13 protein-coding genes and 1 pseudogene are annotated in these 14,371 nt (G+C 72.1%); 11 read left to right on the plus strand and 3 right to left on the minus strand.

Annotated elements, in window-relative coordinates; genetic code table 11:
* Positions 1-102 precede the first annotated feature (102 nt).
* The 3 genes from ACY34I_RS34900 to ACY34I_RS34910 are packed head-to-tail and all read right to left on the minus strand — an operon-like array spanning position 103 to position 2,804.
* Positions 103-1,158 (minus strand): phage baseplate protein, encoded by a 1,056-nt coding sequence (locus ACY34I_RS34900; RefSeq protein ID WP_462759418.1) that lies wholly within the window; start codon positions 1,156-1,158, stop codon positions 103-105.
* Positions 1,159-1,200: 42 nt separating this feature from the next.
* A complete protein-coding gene (locus ACY34I_RS34905; protein ID WP_462759419.1) occupies positions 1,201-1,839 on the minus strand; it encodes a DUF47 domain-containing protein in 639 nt (212 codons plus the stop codon).
* Entirely contained in the window at positions 1,836-2,804 is a 969-nt protein-coding gene (locus ACY34I_RS34910) for an inorganic phosphate transporter (protein ID WP_462759420.1), read from the minus strand. The genes ACY34I_RS34905 and ACY34I_RS34910 overlap by 4 nt, the downstream gene beginning before the upstream one ends.
* 394 nt (positions 2,805-3,198) lie before the next feature.
* On the opposite strand from ACY34I_RS34910, the gene ACY34I_RS34915 reads away from it, so the two are divergent.
* From ACY34I_RS34915 to ACY34I_RS34965, 11 genes and pseudogenes are all read left to right on the plus strand, one after another.
* A complete protein-coding gene (locus ACY34I_RS34915) occupies positions 3,199-4,656 on the plus strand; it encodes an FGGY-family carbohydrate kinase (protein WP_462759421.1) in 1,458 nt (485 codons plus the stop codon).
* The gene (locus ACY34I_RS34920; RefSeq protein ID WP_462759422.1) at positions 4,653-5,318 is read left to right on the plus strand and encodes a histidine phosphatase family protein; all 666 of its coding nucleotides are present in this window, start codon (positions 4,653-4,655) and stop codon (positions 5,316-5,318) included. The genes ACY34I_RS34915 and ACY34I_RS34920 overlap by 4 nt, the downstream gene beginning before the upstream one ends.
* The gene (locus ACY34I_RS34925; protein WP_264998642.1) at positions 5,315-6,103 is read left to right on the plus strand and encodes a DeoR/GlpR family DNA-binding transcription regulator; all 789 of its coding nucleotides are present in this window, start codon (positions 5,315-5,317) and stop codon (positions 6,101-6,103) included. Before ACY34I_RS34920 ends, ACY34I_RS34925 begins: the two co-directional genes overlap by 4 nt.
* Positions 6,090-7,538, plus strand: coding sequence for an FGGY family carbohydrate kinase (locus ACY34I_RS34930; protein ID WP_462759423.1), 1,449 nt, complete (start codon positions 6,090-6,092; stop codon positions 7,536-7,538). The genes ACY34I_RS34925 and ACY34I_RS34930 overlap by 14 nt, the downstream gene beginning before the upstream one ends.
* Positions 7,539-7,605: 67 nt before the next feature.
* Positions 7,606-8,604 (plus strand): 2-hydroxyacid dehydrogenase, encoded by a 999-nt coding sequence (locus ACY34I_RS34935; RefSeq protein WP_462759424.1) that lies wholly within the window; start codon positions 7,606-7,608, stop codon positions 8,602-8,604.
* Positions 8,601-9,395, plus strand: coding sequence for an inositol monophosphatase family protein (locus ACY34I_RS34940; RefSeq protein WP_462759425.1), 795 nt, complete (start codon positions 8,601-8,603; stop codon positions 9,393-9,395). Before ACY34I_RS34935 ends, ACY34I_RS34940 begins: the two co-directional genes overlap by 4 nt.
* 259 nt (positions 9,396-9,654) lie before the next feature.
* Positions 9,655-10,386 (plus strand): glycerophosphodiester phosphodiesterase, encoded by a 732-nt coding sequence (locus tag ACY34I_RS34945; protein ID WP_462759430.1) that lies wholly within the window; start codon positions 9,655-9,657, stop codon positions 10,384-10,386.
* A gap of 17 nt (positions 10,387-10,403) precedes the next feature.
* A complete protein-coding gene (locus ACY34I_RS34950) occupies positions 10,404-11,405 on the plus strand; it encodes a carbohydrate ABC transporter permease (RefSeq protein ID WP_462759426.1) in 1,002 nt (333 codons plus the stop codon).
* Positions 11,402-12,304, plus strand: a complete 903-nt coding sequence (locus ACY34I_RS34955) for a carbohydrate ABC transporter permease (RefSeq protein ID WP_462759427.1) — start codon at positions 11,402-11,404, stop codon at positions 12,302-12,304. Before ACY34I_RS34950 ends, ACY34I_RS34955 begins: the two co-directional genes overlap by 4 nt.
* Before the next feature lie 26 nt (positions 12,305-12,330).
* Entirely contained in the window at positions 12,331-13,671 is a 1,341-nt protein-coding gene (locus ACY34I_RS34960) for an ABC transporter substrate-binding protein (protein WP_462759428.1), read from the plus strand.
* A gap of 97 nt (positions 13,672-13,768) precedes the next feature.
* A pseudogene (locus ACY34I_RS34965) lies at positions 13,769-14,371 on the plus strand (SGNH/GDSL hydrolase family protein); the annotation flags it as partial.

A 14,371-nucleotide genomic window follows, 5' to 3' on the forward strand; every position in this document is an offset into this window, starting at 1 on the left:
CAGTTCTCCTCTGATCGAGTGCAGAAGGGTGAGCCCGAGTGAGGGGTGGGCGACGAGCGGTCTGTCGATGAGGTGCGAACCGGCCACGGGGTGGCGCTGGACCTAGACCAGCAGGTCCTTGTACCAGACGCTGGTCGTGCGCGCGCCGACCACTCCGGAGGCGAAGGAGAACGCCAGGCGTGGCAGGTCCGGTCGGGTGACGTCCGGCAGTTGGATCGCCAGCCCTTCCGGCTCCCGGAACGGCAGGGACTGGGCGTCGGAGACCAGTTGCCGGTCCAGCACTGAAGAGGTGGTCCAGTCGACGCAGGTGAGGTAGGTGTTGCCGATGCCGGGCGTGGATCCGCCGCTGCCGTAGGAGGAGCCTTCCAGCAGGTAGAGGCGGTCACCGTACGAGGCGTAGCCCTGGAAGGAGTAGGAGAGTGCTGGCTGGGCGACGTCCGCCAGGGGCACGAACCGGTTGCGGCGTACGTCGGCCAGGTCGTAGAGGCCGTAGCGGAACGCGCCGTTGAGCCGGTACCGCATGACGAGCCGACCGAAGGCGGGGTCGATGCCGCAGGTGGTCCGGTCCGCGCCGGCTACGAGCTGCATCCGTCGTACCTCTGGGGAGTCCGGGGTGAGGACGGCGCCGTCGGTGAAGCGGAAGCGGGCGATCCGGGTGCCCCAGCCGTTCGTCCCGTCATCGGCGACCGAGTCCACTTCCGTCCAGAGGAAAGCCGAGTCGCCCAACGGCTCGGCCCCGATCTGCACGCCGTGCCCGAAGCCCTTGAGGTACATGTGGCCGAGCTCGTGGCCGGCCAGGTCGAGCCGGGTCAGGCAGAGGTCGCCCTGGTAGGACCGGACGGCGCCGCTGACCGGGGCCGGCTCACCCGGCAACTGCTTGCCGCCGGCCATCAGCTGGACGACGTAGACGTGCCCGTTGTCGTTGTCGAAGGCCAGCGACTGGGGGACGGTCGCGTCGTGCAGCGGCCGGTTGCCGAACAGCTCCTGGCCTGGCGCGGTCAGCTCGAACCGGACCGAGGGGTCGAGCGGAGCGGGCGGGGCCGGGGCTGGGCCGGCCAGCGCGGGGCCGGCGGCGCGGAGGGCGCCCGTACCGGCCACGGCGGTGATGGCGGCGGTACGCAACAGTGCCCGCCGGCTGATATTCCACTGTCCTGACATGTTCGCTCCTCGCAGACTGGGCCCGCGGACCGGGCCGGACGATCACTGGAACCGTTTGACCACCCCGTCGGCCAGCGCGTCGGCGGCGGTGGCCAGGTGTACTCCCGCGGTGTCCAGCCGGCACAGCAGCAGGGTTGCCTTCACCGTGTCGGCGGTCAGCGGGCGGGCGAGCAGTGCGGAGACCGCGTGCTGGTACGCCGTTCGCAGGCCCTGTTTCTTGGCCTGCAGAGCGTGTTCGGCGGCCTGCCGGGGCGAGCGGGGCAGCAGCCGGACCGCGTCGCCGAGTTCGCCGACGCCCCGGGTCAGCGCGGCGAGTACCGGGAGGAACGCGTCCTGACCGCCGAGCGCGAACAGGTCCGCCTCGCGGATGAAGTCGCGTACCGCGTCGAGCACGTCGTCGACGGACCGGGACAGCCGGAACAGGTCCTCCCGGTCGATGGGCGAGCTGACACTGCAGCGCAGCTGGGCGACGAGTGAGGCCCGCCGGGCGTCCCCCTCGTGCTCTATCTCGCCGATTCTGCTCCGGGCGACGCCCGGCGGCAGCTCACCGCGGGCGAGGGCGGACGCCAGCGCGACGCCGTCCGCCGCCGCGGAGAGCTGATCGAGGACCAGTCCGGCGAGCACCTGGTCGTTGCGTCCGGAGAGCTCCCGGAACAGATGGCTGAGCCGGGTCGGCGTCATCGGACCGCCCCCAGGGTCAGGCAACCGACGGCGCCGGCCGCGAACGCCGCCGGCAGGGTCAACAGCCAGGCGCGGCCGAGTCGCACCACTCCTCGCCAGCGCACCCGCCGGGCTCCCCCGGACAGTCCGGTGCCCACCATGGCGCCGGAGAGGGACTGGGTCATGCTGACCGGGGCCCCGAGCGCGGCGGTGCCGAGGACGACGCCGGCGCCGGACAGTTCGGTGACCACCACCGCGTCGGGGCGGCCGCTGGCCAGTTGGCCGGCGAGCGCCGCCGCCAGTCGGGGCAGTCCGATCATGCCGCCCACCAGGAAACAGCCGGTGACGGTGGCCAGTGCCAGCGGTGAGACGGTGAGCGCGTTCGGGCTGCCGCTCTGCACGGCGGCCCAGACGGCCAGCATCTTCTGGCCGTCGTTGGCGCCGTACGCCAGGCAGGCCGCGGCGAGTGCCCCGACGTGCAGCCAGCGCAGCCGACGGCCCGCCCCCTCGGGCGCGGGCACCGCCCCGACCAACCTGGTCAGGCCCAGCGCGGCGAGGGCCCCGACCAGCGGCGACGCGGCGGCGACCAGCAGAACGAGCCCGATGACCCGCCAGTTCACCGGTGTCTGCGCGCCGACGCCCGCACCGGCGATGCCGCCGATCAGGGCCAGGGTCAGGCTGGTCGGCAGGCCACGCGCGGACAGCGCGGCGGTCACCAGGATCGCGCCGCCCACGCCTGCGGCGACGGCGACGCCGGCGTGGGCACCGTGGAAGGCGACCAGGCGCCCGCCGAGGGTCGCGGCCACGGCCGTGCCGAGGACCACCGGGGCGGCGGCGACCGCGGCGGCGAGCAGGACAAGGCCGGTGACCGGTCGGAACCCGCGGATCCGCAGGCCGATCCCGATCAGGGCGCCGGCGTCGTTGAAGCCGGTGAAGGTGGCGAAGAGGGCGGCCAGCGCGAAGCTCGCCCAACTGATGTCTGCCACCGGCACCTCCGTAGGACGTCGAGCGGGAACTCCGCGTACGTGGGCCGGACCGCCCGACATGCCACCGGCCGGATGGGCCGGCTTCGTTGTTTTCGATGTTAGTTAACATGCGTGGCTTGTAGTTATCAACACTCCTGGTGGGCCATTCCGCCGATCGCCACCACCCTTCGGGCTCGTCTCGGTCCCGGTGGAGTCTGCAGAGAACGCCTGTTTGGCGTGTTCAGGGGCGGGATTGGCGGTGATTCGGAGGCATGCCGCAGGCGCCCCAAGCTCGGCCGCTCTTCACGATCGGCCCCTGTTAAGTTAACATCGAGCGCGCTTAGATCGACTCGTTCTGGAGGCCCCGCCGCTGATGCTCAATCAACCACCAGCCACACCCGAACTCTGGGCGGGGGTGGACGTCGGGACCCAGAGCCTGCGCGTGCAGCTCGTCGACGCCGCCGGGACCCCGGTGGGTAAGGGCGCCGGAGCGCTGAGCAGCCGGCGGGACGGCGGCCGACACGAACAGGACCCGGAACAGTGGTGGCGGGTGCTGGGCGAGGCGTTCCGGCAGGCGCTGGCCGGCCGCCCAGCCAGCCGCGTCGCGGGTCTGGCCATCTGCAGCACCTCGGGCACCTTCCTGCTCGCCGACGCCGACGGGCGGCCGCGTACCCCGGCGTTCATGTACGACGACGCCCGCGCCGGCGACGAGGCGACGGAGGTCGCCGAGGTCGGCGCGGCCCGCTGGAGCGCCCTCGGTTATCCGATGCAGCGTTCCTGGGCGCTGCCCAAGCTGGTGTGGCTGCTCCGCCACGGCCCAGCGGACCTGCGCGGCGACGCCGAGGGCGGCCGGCTCCGACTGCTGCACTGCGCGGACCACCTGGCCTCCCGCCTCACCGGCGGGCCGGTGGCGACCGACTGGAGCCACGCCCTGAAGACCGGCTACGACCTCGACGAGCGGGCCTGGCCCGAGGAGGTCCTCGACAAGCTCGGCGTGCCCGGCGGGCTGTTGCCGGCGGTTGTCCGACCCGGCGCGGAGCTCGGTCAGGTTGGGGCGGCCGGCGCCGCGCACACCGGACTGCCGATCGGCACCCCGGTGCGGGGCGGGACGACCGACGGCTGCGCCGCCCAGATCGCCGCCAACGCCCTCGCCCCGGGCGCCTGGAACGTGGTGCTCGGCACCACCCTGGTGCTCAAGGGCGTGACGGAACACCGGCTCGTCGACCCGGGGGGATCCGTCTACTCGCACCGTCACCCGGACGGCGGATGGCTGCCCGGAGGAGCGTCGAACGTGGGCGCCGGCGTACTGGAGGCGCGCTTCCCCGCCGCGGACCGGGCCGTGCTGGAGGCCGCCGCCGCCCGGCACGAACCGTCCACCGGCGTGAGCTATCCGCTGCTCTCCCGAGGCGAACGGTTCCCGTTCGTCCGGCCCGACGCCGAACCGTTCGAGCTCGGTGACCTCGTCGACGACGGTGACCGCTACGCGGCGACGCTGCAGGGCGTCGCCTTCGTCGAACGGCTCTGCTTCGCCCTGCTCCGCCGGCTCGGCGCCGACGTCTCGGGCCCGCTGTCGATGACCGGTGGGGCAACCCGCAGCCGGTACTGGACCCAGCTGCGTGCCGACATCCTCGGCCGGGACGTCGTCCTGCCCGACAGCCCGGAACCGGCAGTCGGCGCCGCCATCACCGCCGCCGCCGGCGACGGGCCGATCGCCGCGACCGCGGCCCGGATGACCGGGTCCGGAACGGTGGTCCGGGCGCGGCCCGACCGCACGGCGCGCTTCGCCGGGTCGTACGCCCGGTTCCTCGACGCGTTGACCGAGCGCGGCTGGCTCGACGAGGACCTCGCCCACTACGCCAAGGAGGCCCGGTGAAGGGGACGACAGTGGTGCTCGCGCGACACGGCCGCACCGCGTGGCACTCGCCGAACCGGTACGCCGGCCGCAGCGACATCCCGCTCGACGAGTACGGCGCGGAGCAGGCCGCCGCCCTGGGCCGGTGGGCCGCCGGGCAGGGATTCACCAGCCTCGTCTGCTCGTCGATGCGTCGGGCCCAGGACACCGCCGCGCCGGCCGCCGCGTCGACCGGGCTCGTCCCGCGGGTGGACGATCGGCTGCGCGAGCTGGACTTCGGCATCGCCGAGGGACGCACCCTCGACGAGCTGAGGGCGGCCGACCCGTCGATGGTGGAGCGCTTCGTCGCCGACCCCGCCACGCACCACTTCCCCGGTGGCGAACGGCCGGCCGACGCGGTGCAGCGGGCGCTCGCCGGGCTCGCCGAGGCGGTGGCGGCGGACCCGGGAGGCCGACTGCTCGTGGTCGCGCACAACACCCTCATCCGGCTGATGACCTGCGCGGTGCTCGGGCTGCCGATCGGCGAGTATCGCCGCCGGTTGCCGACGCTCGACCCGGCCGGCACGGTGACGCTGCTGTTCCCCACCGGGGACGGGCCGGTGGGGTTGCTGGCGTTCAACGTGCCGGTGTCCGCAGGATGGGAGCGCCAGTCCGCCACGTCCGAGCAGCCGGAGCATCGATGAGCGCTTCCGACACCACCACCGACCGAGGCCGTCCCGCCCAGCGTCAGGCCGAGATAGCCGAGTACGTGCTCCAGCACGGCTCGGTCTCCGCCACCGAACTCGCCGAGTTGTTCCACGTCAGCCTGATGACGATCCACCGCGACCTGGACGAGTTGGAGCGCCAGGGCGTGGTCCGCAAGTTCCGCGGTGGGGTCAGCGCGCAACCATCCAGCGTCTTCGAGAGCAACGTCTCCTACCGGCTGCGTGCCTCCCGGCAGGAGAAGCTGGCCCTCGCCCGGCGGGCGCGCGAGCTGATCGAGCCCGGCATGGCGGTGATGCTGGACGACTCGACCAGCACCCTGGAGCTGGCCCGGCTGCTGCACGACGCCGCGCCGCTCACCGTGATAACCAACTTCCTGGAGACGATCAAGCTCCTCTCCGGCGTACGCGGGATCCGGCTGCTCTCGCTCGGCGGGGAGTACTTCGCCACCCACGACTCCTTCCTCGGGGTGCCCTGCATCGAGGCGATCGAGGCGCTCCGCGTCGACCTGCTCTTCGCCTCCACCTCGGCGGTCTCCGGCAACTATGCGTACCACCAGGAGCAGGAAATCGTGCTGGTGAAGCGGGCGATGATTCGGGCCGCGCAACGCCCGGTGCTGATGGTCGACCACACCAAGCTGGGCCGGGTCGCGCTGCACCGGGTAGCGCCGCTGCGCGACTTCGACCTGTTGATCACCGACTCCAACGCCGGGGAGGACAAGCTCCGGGAGATGCGCGAGAACGGTGTCAACTGTGAGGTCGCCTGAGCCGACCGTCATCGGGGTGGACGTGGGGACCACCATCACCAAGGCGGTCGCCTTCGCGCCGGACGGCACCCAGCTCGACCGGGCCGCCCGGGCCACGGTACTGAACCGGGTCCGCGAGGGCTGGTACGAGCAGGACGTCGAACAGGTCGTCGGCTCGGTGCACGAGGTGCTGGCCGAACTGGGGACCGCGCTGGACCGGCCGGTGTCCGCCATCGGCCTCACCGCCCAAGGAGACGGGCTGTGGCTGGTCGACGCCGAGGGGCGACCCGTCCGCCCGGCCGTTTCGTGGATGGACGGGCGAGCGGCCCCGATCGTCGAGGAGTGGTCCGACAAGGGGCTGCTGGAGTACGCGTACCGGCGGACCGGCGGCCTGATGTTCCCCGGCGCCGCCGGTCCCGTGCTGGCCTGGCTGGACCGGCACGACCGGGACGCCCTGGACCGGGCCACCACCGCCGCGTACTGCAAGGACGTAGTGCTGCAGCGCCTCACCGGCGTACGCGCCACCGACCCGAGTGACGCCTCGATGCCGTTCCTCGACCCGCGGACCCACCGGTACGACGCCGAACTGCTGGCCGCCTGCGGTCTCGCGCACCGGCGGCCGCTGCTGGCCCCGGTGCTGCCCGCGCCGGCCGGGCCGCTGCTGCCCGCCTCGGCGGCGGCGACCGGACTGCCGGCCGGCACGCCGGTCGTCGCCGGCCCGTACGACCTGCCGGCGAGCGCCTGGGGCGCCGGGGTGACCACCCCGGGCGACGGGCTGCTCATCCTCGGCACCACGCTCGCCTGCCAGGTGGTGACCGACCGGCTCGACCACGACGGCGAGCCGACCGGTTTCGTGCTCAACACCTGGCGGCCGGACCGGTGGCTGCGCGCCCTGCCGGCGATGGTCGGCACGGCCGCCCTGGACTGGGTGCTGCGGCTGGTCGGTGCCGGGCTGGACGACCTGCCCGAGCTGCTCGCCGAGGGTCGCTCCGACGGGCTCACCGTGCTGCCGTACCTGGCCGAATCGGGCGAGCGCGCGCCGTTCGTGGCGCCACGGGCACGCGGCCTCATCGACGGGCTGCACCTGGGCACCCGTCCCGCCGACCTGGTCCGCGCGGTCTGCGAGGGGGTGGCCTACAGCGCCCGGCACTGCCTCGAGGCGGCCGGGCTGACCGGCACGTTGACCGCCTGCGGCGGCGGGCTCGCCTCCCCGGCCTGGACGCAGATCCTCACCGACGTGCTGGACCGGCCGGTACGGGTGCTCTCCGGGCAGGAGATCGGCGCGCGCGGCGCCGCGCTGGCCGCCGCCGCGGCCGTCGGCGTGCCGTTCGCGAGCGAGCCGCCGCCGGGCCGGATCCACCGGCCCCGACCGGAGGCGGCCCGGCGGTACGCCGAGGGTTACCAGCGCTACCTCGACCACGTCGCGCAGGCGCGCGTCGTCTGGTGTCGCGACTGATGCGGCACCCCACCCCACCCGCGCCCACCGTCCGGCAGACCGGCCGGCCGTTCTGAAAGGACACCCTGTGCACACCACCCGAGTCCTGGTCGTCGGCGACCACTTCGTCACCCCAAGTCTGATGGCCGACGCGCTGCGAACCCGACTGGGCGACCGGGTCGAGATCGACTCGCTGACCCTGCCCTGGCCGCACATCCCGTACGGGCGGGTGGCGGAGGTGGACGAGGCCTCTGGTGACGAGGACGAGCTGATCGCGGCGCTGGCCGGCGTGGAGGTGGTCGTCACCCAGATGGCCCCGTTCACCGCCCGGGTGCTCACCGCCGCGGACGCGCTGCGGCTGCTGGTGGTCTGCCGGGGCGGGCCGGTGAACGTCAACCTCGCCGCCGCCGCCGAGCGGGGCGTGACGGTCCGCGGCACCCCGGGCCGCAACGCGATCGCCGCGGCCGAGCACACGGTGGCGTTGCTGCTCGCGGCGCTGCGGCGCATCCCCTACACGCACGCCGGGGTGCTGGCCGGGGAGTGGCGCAGTGACCTGTACGCCCTGGACGCGGTGGGCAGCGAGTTGGCGGGCGCCACCGTCGGGCTCATCGGTTACGGGGCGATCGGCCGGCGGGTGGGGCGCATCCTGCGCGCGTTCGAAGCCGAGGTGCTCGTGCACGACCCCTACGCCGACCCGGACAGCCTCACCGACGTACGCGCGGTGGAGCTCGACGAGCTGCTGGACCGCGCGCAGGTGGTGAGCCTGCACGCCCGGTTGACCCCGGACACGCGCGGGATGATCGGCGCGAAGGAACTGGCCCGGCTCCCGCAGGGCGCGGTGCTGGTGAACACGGCCCGGGGCGGGCTGGTCGACTACGACGCGGTGGTGGACGCGCTGGAGTCCGGCCGGCTGGCCGCCGCCGCGTTCGACGTCTTCGACACCGAACCGCTGACCGCGGACTCCCGGCTGCGTACCGCGCCCAACGTGGTGCTCACTCCGCACCTGGCCGGCGCGACCCGGCAGACCGCCGAGCGCGCGGCCAGGCTCGCCGCCGACGAGGTCGCCGCGTACCTGGAGCAGCGGTGAACCCGGCCGAACTGCTGCCGGTCGCGGTGGAGGCGACCACGGTGGCGGCGGAACTCGTCCGCACCCGCTTTCCCGGAACGCTGACCGCGAAGGGCGACCGGGACATGGCCTCCGAGGTCGACTTCGCCGTCGAGCGGGCGGTCCGCGACCTGCTGCGGGAGCGTACGCCGGGGATCGGCCTGCTTGGTGAGGAGGAGGGCGGCCCGGCGCTGGACGGCGAGTTGACCTGGGTGCTCGATCCGGTGGACGGGACGGTCAACTTCGTCCACGGGCTGCCGCTCTGCGCGGTCTCGCTCGCCCTGGTGCGCCGTAGGCGCCCGGTCCTGGGGGTCGTCGAGATGCCGTTCCTGCGCAGCCGCTACCAGGCGGTCGAGGGAGCGGGCGCGTACGCGGACGGCCGGCGGTTGCGGGCCAGCGCCGCGACGACGCTGGCCGAGGCCGTGGTGGCGGTGGGCGACTACGCGGTGGGCGCGGACGCCGACCTGCTCAACCGGGAACGGCTGGCGGTCACGGCCGCGCTGGTGCCCAGGGTGCAGCGGATCCGGATGCTGGGCACCGCGGCGACCGACCTGGCCTGGGTGGCTGGGGGGAGGCTGGACGCACTGGTCATGCTGGCCAACAATCCCTGGGACACGGCGGCGGGGGTGGTGCTGGCCCGGGAGGCAGGTGCCCTCGTGGTGGACCGGTACGGTGCGGAGCACGACACGGCCTCGAACGAGACGCTCGCCGGCCCGCGGTCGCTGCTGGACGAGATCCGCGCGCTGATCCGAGCCGTCCGCGCGGAAGAGTGATCCGTTAACGCACCCCTTGGCGCTCTTAACATTGAAGGTAACGCGCGAATCGGACGCGAGAGCTCGCCTCAAGGAGGAGCCTCGTACCGGAATAGTCCGGCCTGGGCTGCTCTGACGCCCCGCTGACACTTCGTACGCAGGCCCTGACGTTTCCGACTCTTGCCCCCTCTGCTGCCATCGTGTTAACTACCGTCGTGATGGCAACGCTAAATAGCGTTAAAAGCGTCGCCCCCTCGGTCGCTAGGAGATCCACGTGTTTATGACCATCGCGCACCGCGGCGATCCGCTGGTGCATCGCGAGAACACCCTGCCGTCGCTGCGCTCGGCTGTGGACAAGGGCGCCAACACCCTGGAGTTCGACCTGCGCCTGACCCGGGACGGGCACATCGTGCTGCTGCACGACGCCAACCTGGAGCGGCTCTGGGGCATCCCGCGCGAGCTGAGCGACCTGACCCTCGCCGAGCTGCGCCAGCACGACGCGGACGGCTACCAGCTGCCGCTCTTCGAGGAGCTGCTGACGGAGTTCCCGCAGACCCAGTTCCTGGTCGACCTCAAGACCGACGACGTGGTGGCCCCCGCCGTGGCCGCGCTCCGCGCCCACCCCGACGCCTTCGAGCGGTCGATCTTCGTGGCCGCCCGCCGTGGCGGCCGCGAGGCGCTGATCCGGCTGCGCGCCGACGAGCCCGACGCAGCCATCGGCCTGGACTGGACCGCCGCCGAACCGCCAGCGCAGGACCTGCTCGACGCGCTCCGCCCGCAGTACTTCGGGCCGCGCTGGGCCGTGGCCGACGCGGCCGGGGTGCCATCGATGCGGGAGCGCGGATACCGGGTCTGGGTGGGGCCGCTCGCCGACGCCGGCCAGGTGGCCGACGCCCTGGCCTACGGCGTCGACGGCATCGTCGCCGACGACATCTCTGAACTGCTCGGCCTCTGCGCCTCGGCCGGAACCGGTCCGGTTGGCGCGGGCTCTGGTCGGACCGTCGCCGGCTGATCCGCGAAGGACCGATCGTGACCGCCAACGACTCTCCAACGCAGGTACGGGCCGAGGGCGCGCACGCCCCCCGTACGGCCGTCTCCGCCCCGACCGGCGCGGCGGCCGACCCCCGCCCGGCCCGGCGCAGCCCCCGGCTCCGCCCGGGTCGGCTGCGGGAATACCTGATCTTCCTTGCGTTCATCGCGCCGAACTTCATCCTGCTGGCGGTCTTCTCCTTCTGGCCGGTCATCTACAACGCCTACCTCAGCCTGACCGACTGGAACATGATCTCACCGGTCCGGCGGTTCGTCGGCTTGGACAACTATGTGGACCTGTTCACCGGCAGCGAGTTCCGTGAGGTGCTGCTCAACACCGCGTACTTCATGGGCGTGGTGGTGTTCGGCAGCCTGGCCCTCGGGCTGGCCGTGGCACTGCTGCTCAACCAACGCCTGAGGGGACGGACCGCGGTCCGGACCATGGTCTTCGCCCCGCACGTCCTCTCCGGTGCGGCGATCGGCGTCGCCTGGATCTTCATCTTCGACCCCAACTACGGGCTGTCCCGGGTGTTCTTCGAGGCGATTGGAAAGTCGTCACCGGCCTGGCTCACCGACTCCGACTGGGCGCTGCCTGCCGTGATCATCGTCTACCTCTGGAAGAGCGTGGGCTTCGCGGCCATCGTCTACCTCGCCGGCCTACAGGGGATGCCGAAGGACCTCTACGAGTCGGCCGCGCTCGACGGCGCCCGGGGCTGGACGTTGTTCCGGCGGATCACGCTTCCGCTGCTGTCCCCCGTCACCTACTTCCTCATGATCACCACCATCATCTCGTCGTTCCAGGCGTTCGACGTCATCGCGGCGATGACCGGCGGTGGACCGGGCGAGGCCACCACGATCCTCTCCTGGTACGTCTACGACAAGGGCTTCAAGGACTTCCAGGCGGGCCCGGCAGGCGCCGGCGCGGTCGTGATGTTCCTGGTCCTGCTGGCGGTGACCCTCTTCCAGACCCGTTACGTCGAGCGGAAGGTGCACTACCGGTGACCGTCACGACCGAGAAGGCCGCCCGGGCCACGACCCCTCGTCCGGCCCTCATCCAGGACGACCGCCGGCACCGCCTCGCCCACCGCAGCCGCCGCTTCCTGCTCTACGTCGCGCTGGTCGTGGTCGGCGTACTGATGGTCGGGCCGCTCTACTGGCTGCTCAGCTCGTCGCTGAAGACCGCCGGGGACATCCGCTCGTTCCCGCCGGTCTGGTGGCCGCACAAGCTGGAATGGGGGAACTACCGGCAGGCGTGGCAGTCCGCGCCGTTCGGCAACTTCTTCGTCAACTCGCTGATCACCACCTTCATCGGGACGACGCTGGAGGTGCTCAACGCCATCCTCACCGCGTACGCCTTCGTCTTCATCCGGTTCCCGGCCAAGCGCTTCCTCTTCGCGCTGCTGCTCGCCGCGCTGATGGTGCCCGGCCATGTGACCCTGCTGCCCAGCTACCTGATCGTCTCCGAACTCGGCTGGGTCAACACGTACCAGGGGCTCATCATCCCGGGCGCGGCGTCCGCCTTCGGCGCGTTCCTGCTGCGCCAGCAGATGCTCACGCTGCCCGACGAACTGATCGACGCGGCCAAGGTCGACGGCGCCGGTCATCTGCGCCGGCTGTTCAAGGTCGTCCTGCCGGTGTCCCGACCGATGGTCATCACCGTGACGGTCGTGTCCCTGGTGAGCAAGTGGAACGACTTCATCTGGCCGCTCGTGGTGACCAACACCGACAGCATGCGCACCCTGCCGATCGGCCTCGTGATGATCAAAAGCTCCGAGGGCTACGTGAACTGGGGCGCCGTCATGGGGGCCACGGTCTTCGTCGTGCTGCCCGTGCTCATCGTCTTCTTCATCGCTCAGCGCTACATCGTCGCCGGCCTCACGCAGGGCGCGGTGAAGGGCTGACCACCCCCACCATCGAAAGGACCCCCATGAACAGCATGATGAGCCGCCGACGGCTGCTCGGACTCGCCGGTGGCGCGGCGCTCGCGCTCAGCCCCCTCGGTTGCGGCGGTGGCGGCACCGGCGGCGCGAGCCTCGCCCAGCCCGAGGGCAAGGTCCCCGACCAGTACGGCAAGCGGCAGCGGGTGGTCATCTGGATGCCGTACGGCAACGCCACCGGAGAGGCCTTCACCAAGCTGGTGACGAAGTTCAACGAGTCACAGCAGGACGTCTATCTCGAGTCGCAGTTCCAGGGGACCTACGACGAGCTGGCCCAGAAGCTCGCCGCCGGACTCCAAGCCCGCAAGGTGCCGGACCTCGCCATCTTCTCCGAGGTAACCTGGCGGCGGTTCTTCATCAACGACACCCTCGCCCCGCTGAACAAGTTCTTCGGCAACGGGCTGGCGGCCACCGACTACGTCGACTCGCTGATCGCCGAGGGCACCGTGAAGAACGACGTGTGGTGGGTGCCCTTCGGGCGCAGCACCCCGCTCTTCTACTACAACAAGACGATGTTCCAGCAGGCCGGGCTGCCGGACCGCGGGCCGCGGACCTGGGACGAGCTGCGCTCGTGGGCGCCGGCCCTGCAGCGGGTCAAGGCCAACGGACGCGCGCCGAAGCTGCACGCGTACCCCGAGGTCGACGGCGACTGGATGTTCCAGGGCGCGGTCTGGCAGTTCGGCGGCAACTACTCCAAGGGCCTGGACGTCACCATCGACTCCGGCGGCGCAGTGGAGGCCGGCGAATGGCAGCGCCGCCTCATCCACCAGGACAAGCAGGCCTACATGGCCAAGAGCCCCAAGGTCGACTTCGCCAACGGGCTGATCGCGACGCTGCAGGAATCCACCGGTACGCTCGGCGGGCTGCTCAAGGAGGCCAAGTTCGACATCGGCGCCGCCTTCCTGCCCGAGCAGGTGCAGTTCGGCTGCCCGACCGGCGGCGGCGGTATCTCGGTCCTGGCCGGCATCCCCGAGGAACGGCAGAAGGCGGCGTTCGAGTTCGTCAAGTTCGCTGCGAAGCCGGAAAACGCCGCACAGTGGTCCATCGACACCGGTTACCTGCCGGCCACCAAGGCGGCCCAGGAGACCCCGCAGATGCAGCAGCGGTTCGCCGAGCGCCCGGCCTTCAAGGTCGCCGTCGAGCAGTTGCCCAAGACCCAGGCACAGGACACCGTGCGGCTGATGGTGCCGAACGCCAACAAGGCCATCTACGGCGGCCTGCAGAAGATCTACGCGGACAACCAGCCCGCCCAGCAGGTCTTCGCCGCCGTGGCGGACGAGCTGCGCAAGAACGCCGACAGTGTGCGGGAAGCGGTCGAGAAGCACATGTGATCGAGCGACGGGCGGTGGACGGGTGCTGGCGCCCGCCCACCGCCCGTACGGCCCGGCGCCCGTCCCGTGCGGACGCGATCGAGCAGGGGAGAAAGTAGTGTTCGTCGGCCCTCGTCCCGCCGCGGCCCACTGGGTGGGCACCTGGGCGACCGCCGTGGCGATGCCGTCCGCCGGCCCGGCCCTGGCCGGGTACACCGACGTCACGCTGCGCCAACGCGTCCGCGTCTCGATCGGTGGCGACACGGTGCGACTGCGCCTGAGCAACGGCTACGGCAGCGCCCCGCTGGTGGTCCGCACCACCACGCTCGCCCGTCCCGGTGCCCGGCCCGGCGACGTCGACCCGGCGACGCTGAAGCCGGTCACCTTCTGCGGCTCGCCCGACGTCCGGATACCGCCCGGCGCCGAGGTCGTCTCCGACCCGGTCCGGTTCGCCGTGCCCACCGGCGGCGCCCTGATCGTCAGCAGCCACCTGCCCGGTCCGACCGGCCCGCTGACCTACCACGAGAGCGCGCATTCGACCGGCTGGCTGGCGGACGGCGCACTCACCGACGTCGCCAGCGGCACCGTCTTCTCCCGGCGTACGACCTCCTTCTGGATCCTGGCCGGGGTGGACGTCCGGACCGAGGTGGACGGGGCGGTGGTCTGCTTCGGCGACTCCATCACCGACGGCACCGGCTCCACCCCCGACGCCGACCGCCGC

Source organism: Micromonospora sp. RTBAU3-60, assembly GCF_054963695.1.

Excerpts from the sequence above, each read along its gene's own strand:
- ACY34I_RS34905 (WP_462759419.1), bottom strand. The coding sequence starts at position 1,839 with ATGACGCCGACCCGGCTCAGCCATCTGTTCCGGGAGCTCTCCGGACGC.
- ACY34I_RS34945 (WP_462759430.1), top strand. The coding sequence starts at position 9,655 with ATGACCATCGCGCACCGCGGCGATCCGCTGGTGCATCGCGAGAACACC.
- ACY34I_RS34900 (WP_462759418.1), bottom strand. The coding sequence starts at position 1,158 with ATGTCAGGACAGTGGAATATCAGCCGGCGGGCACTGTTGCGTACCGCC.
- ACY34I_RS34960 (WP_462759428.1), top strand. The coding sequence starts at position 12,331 with ATGAACAGCATGATGAGCCGCCGACGGCTGCTCGGACTCGCCGGTGGC.
- ACY34I_RS34925 (WP_264998642.1), top strand. The coding sequence starts at position 5,315 with ATGAGCGCTTCCGACACCACCACCGACCGAGGCCGTCCCGCCCAGCGT.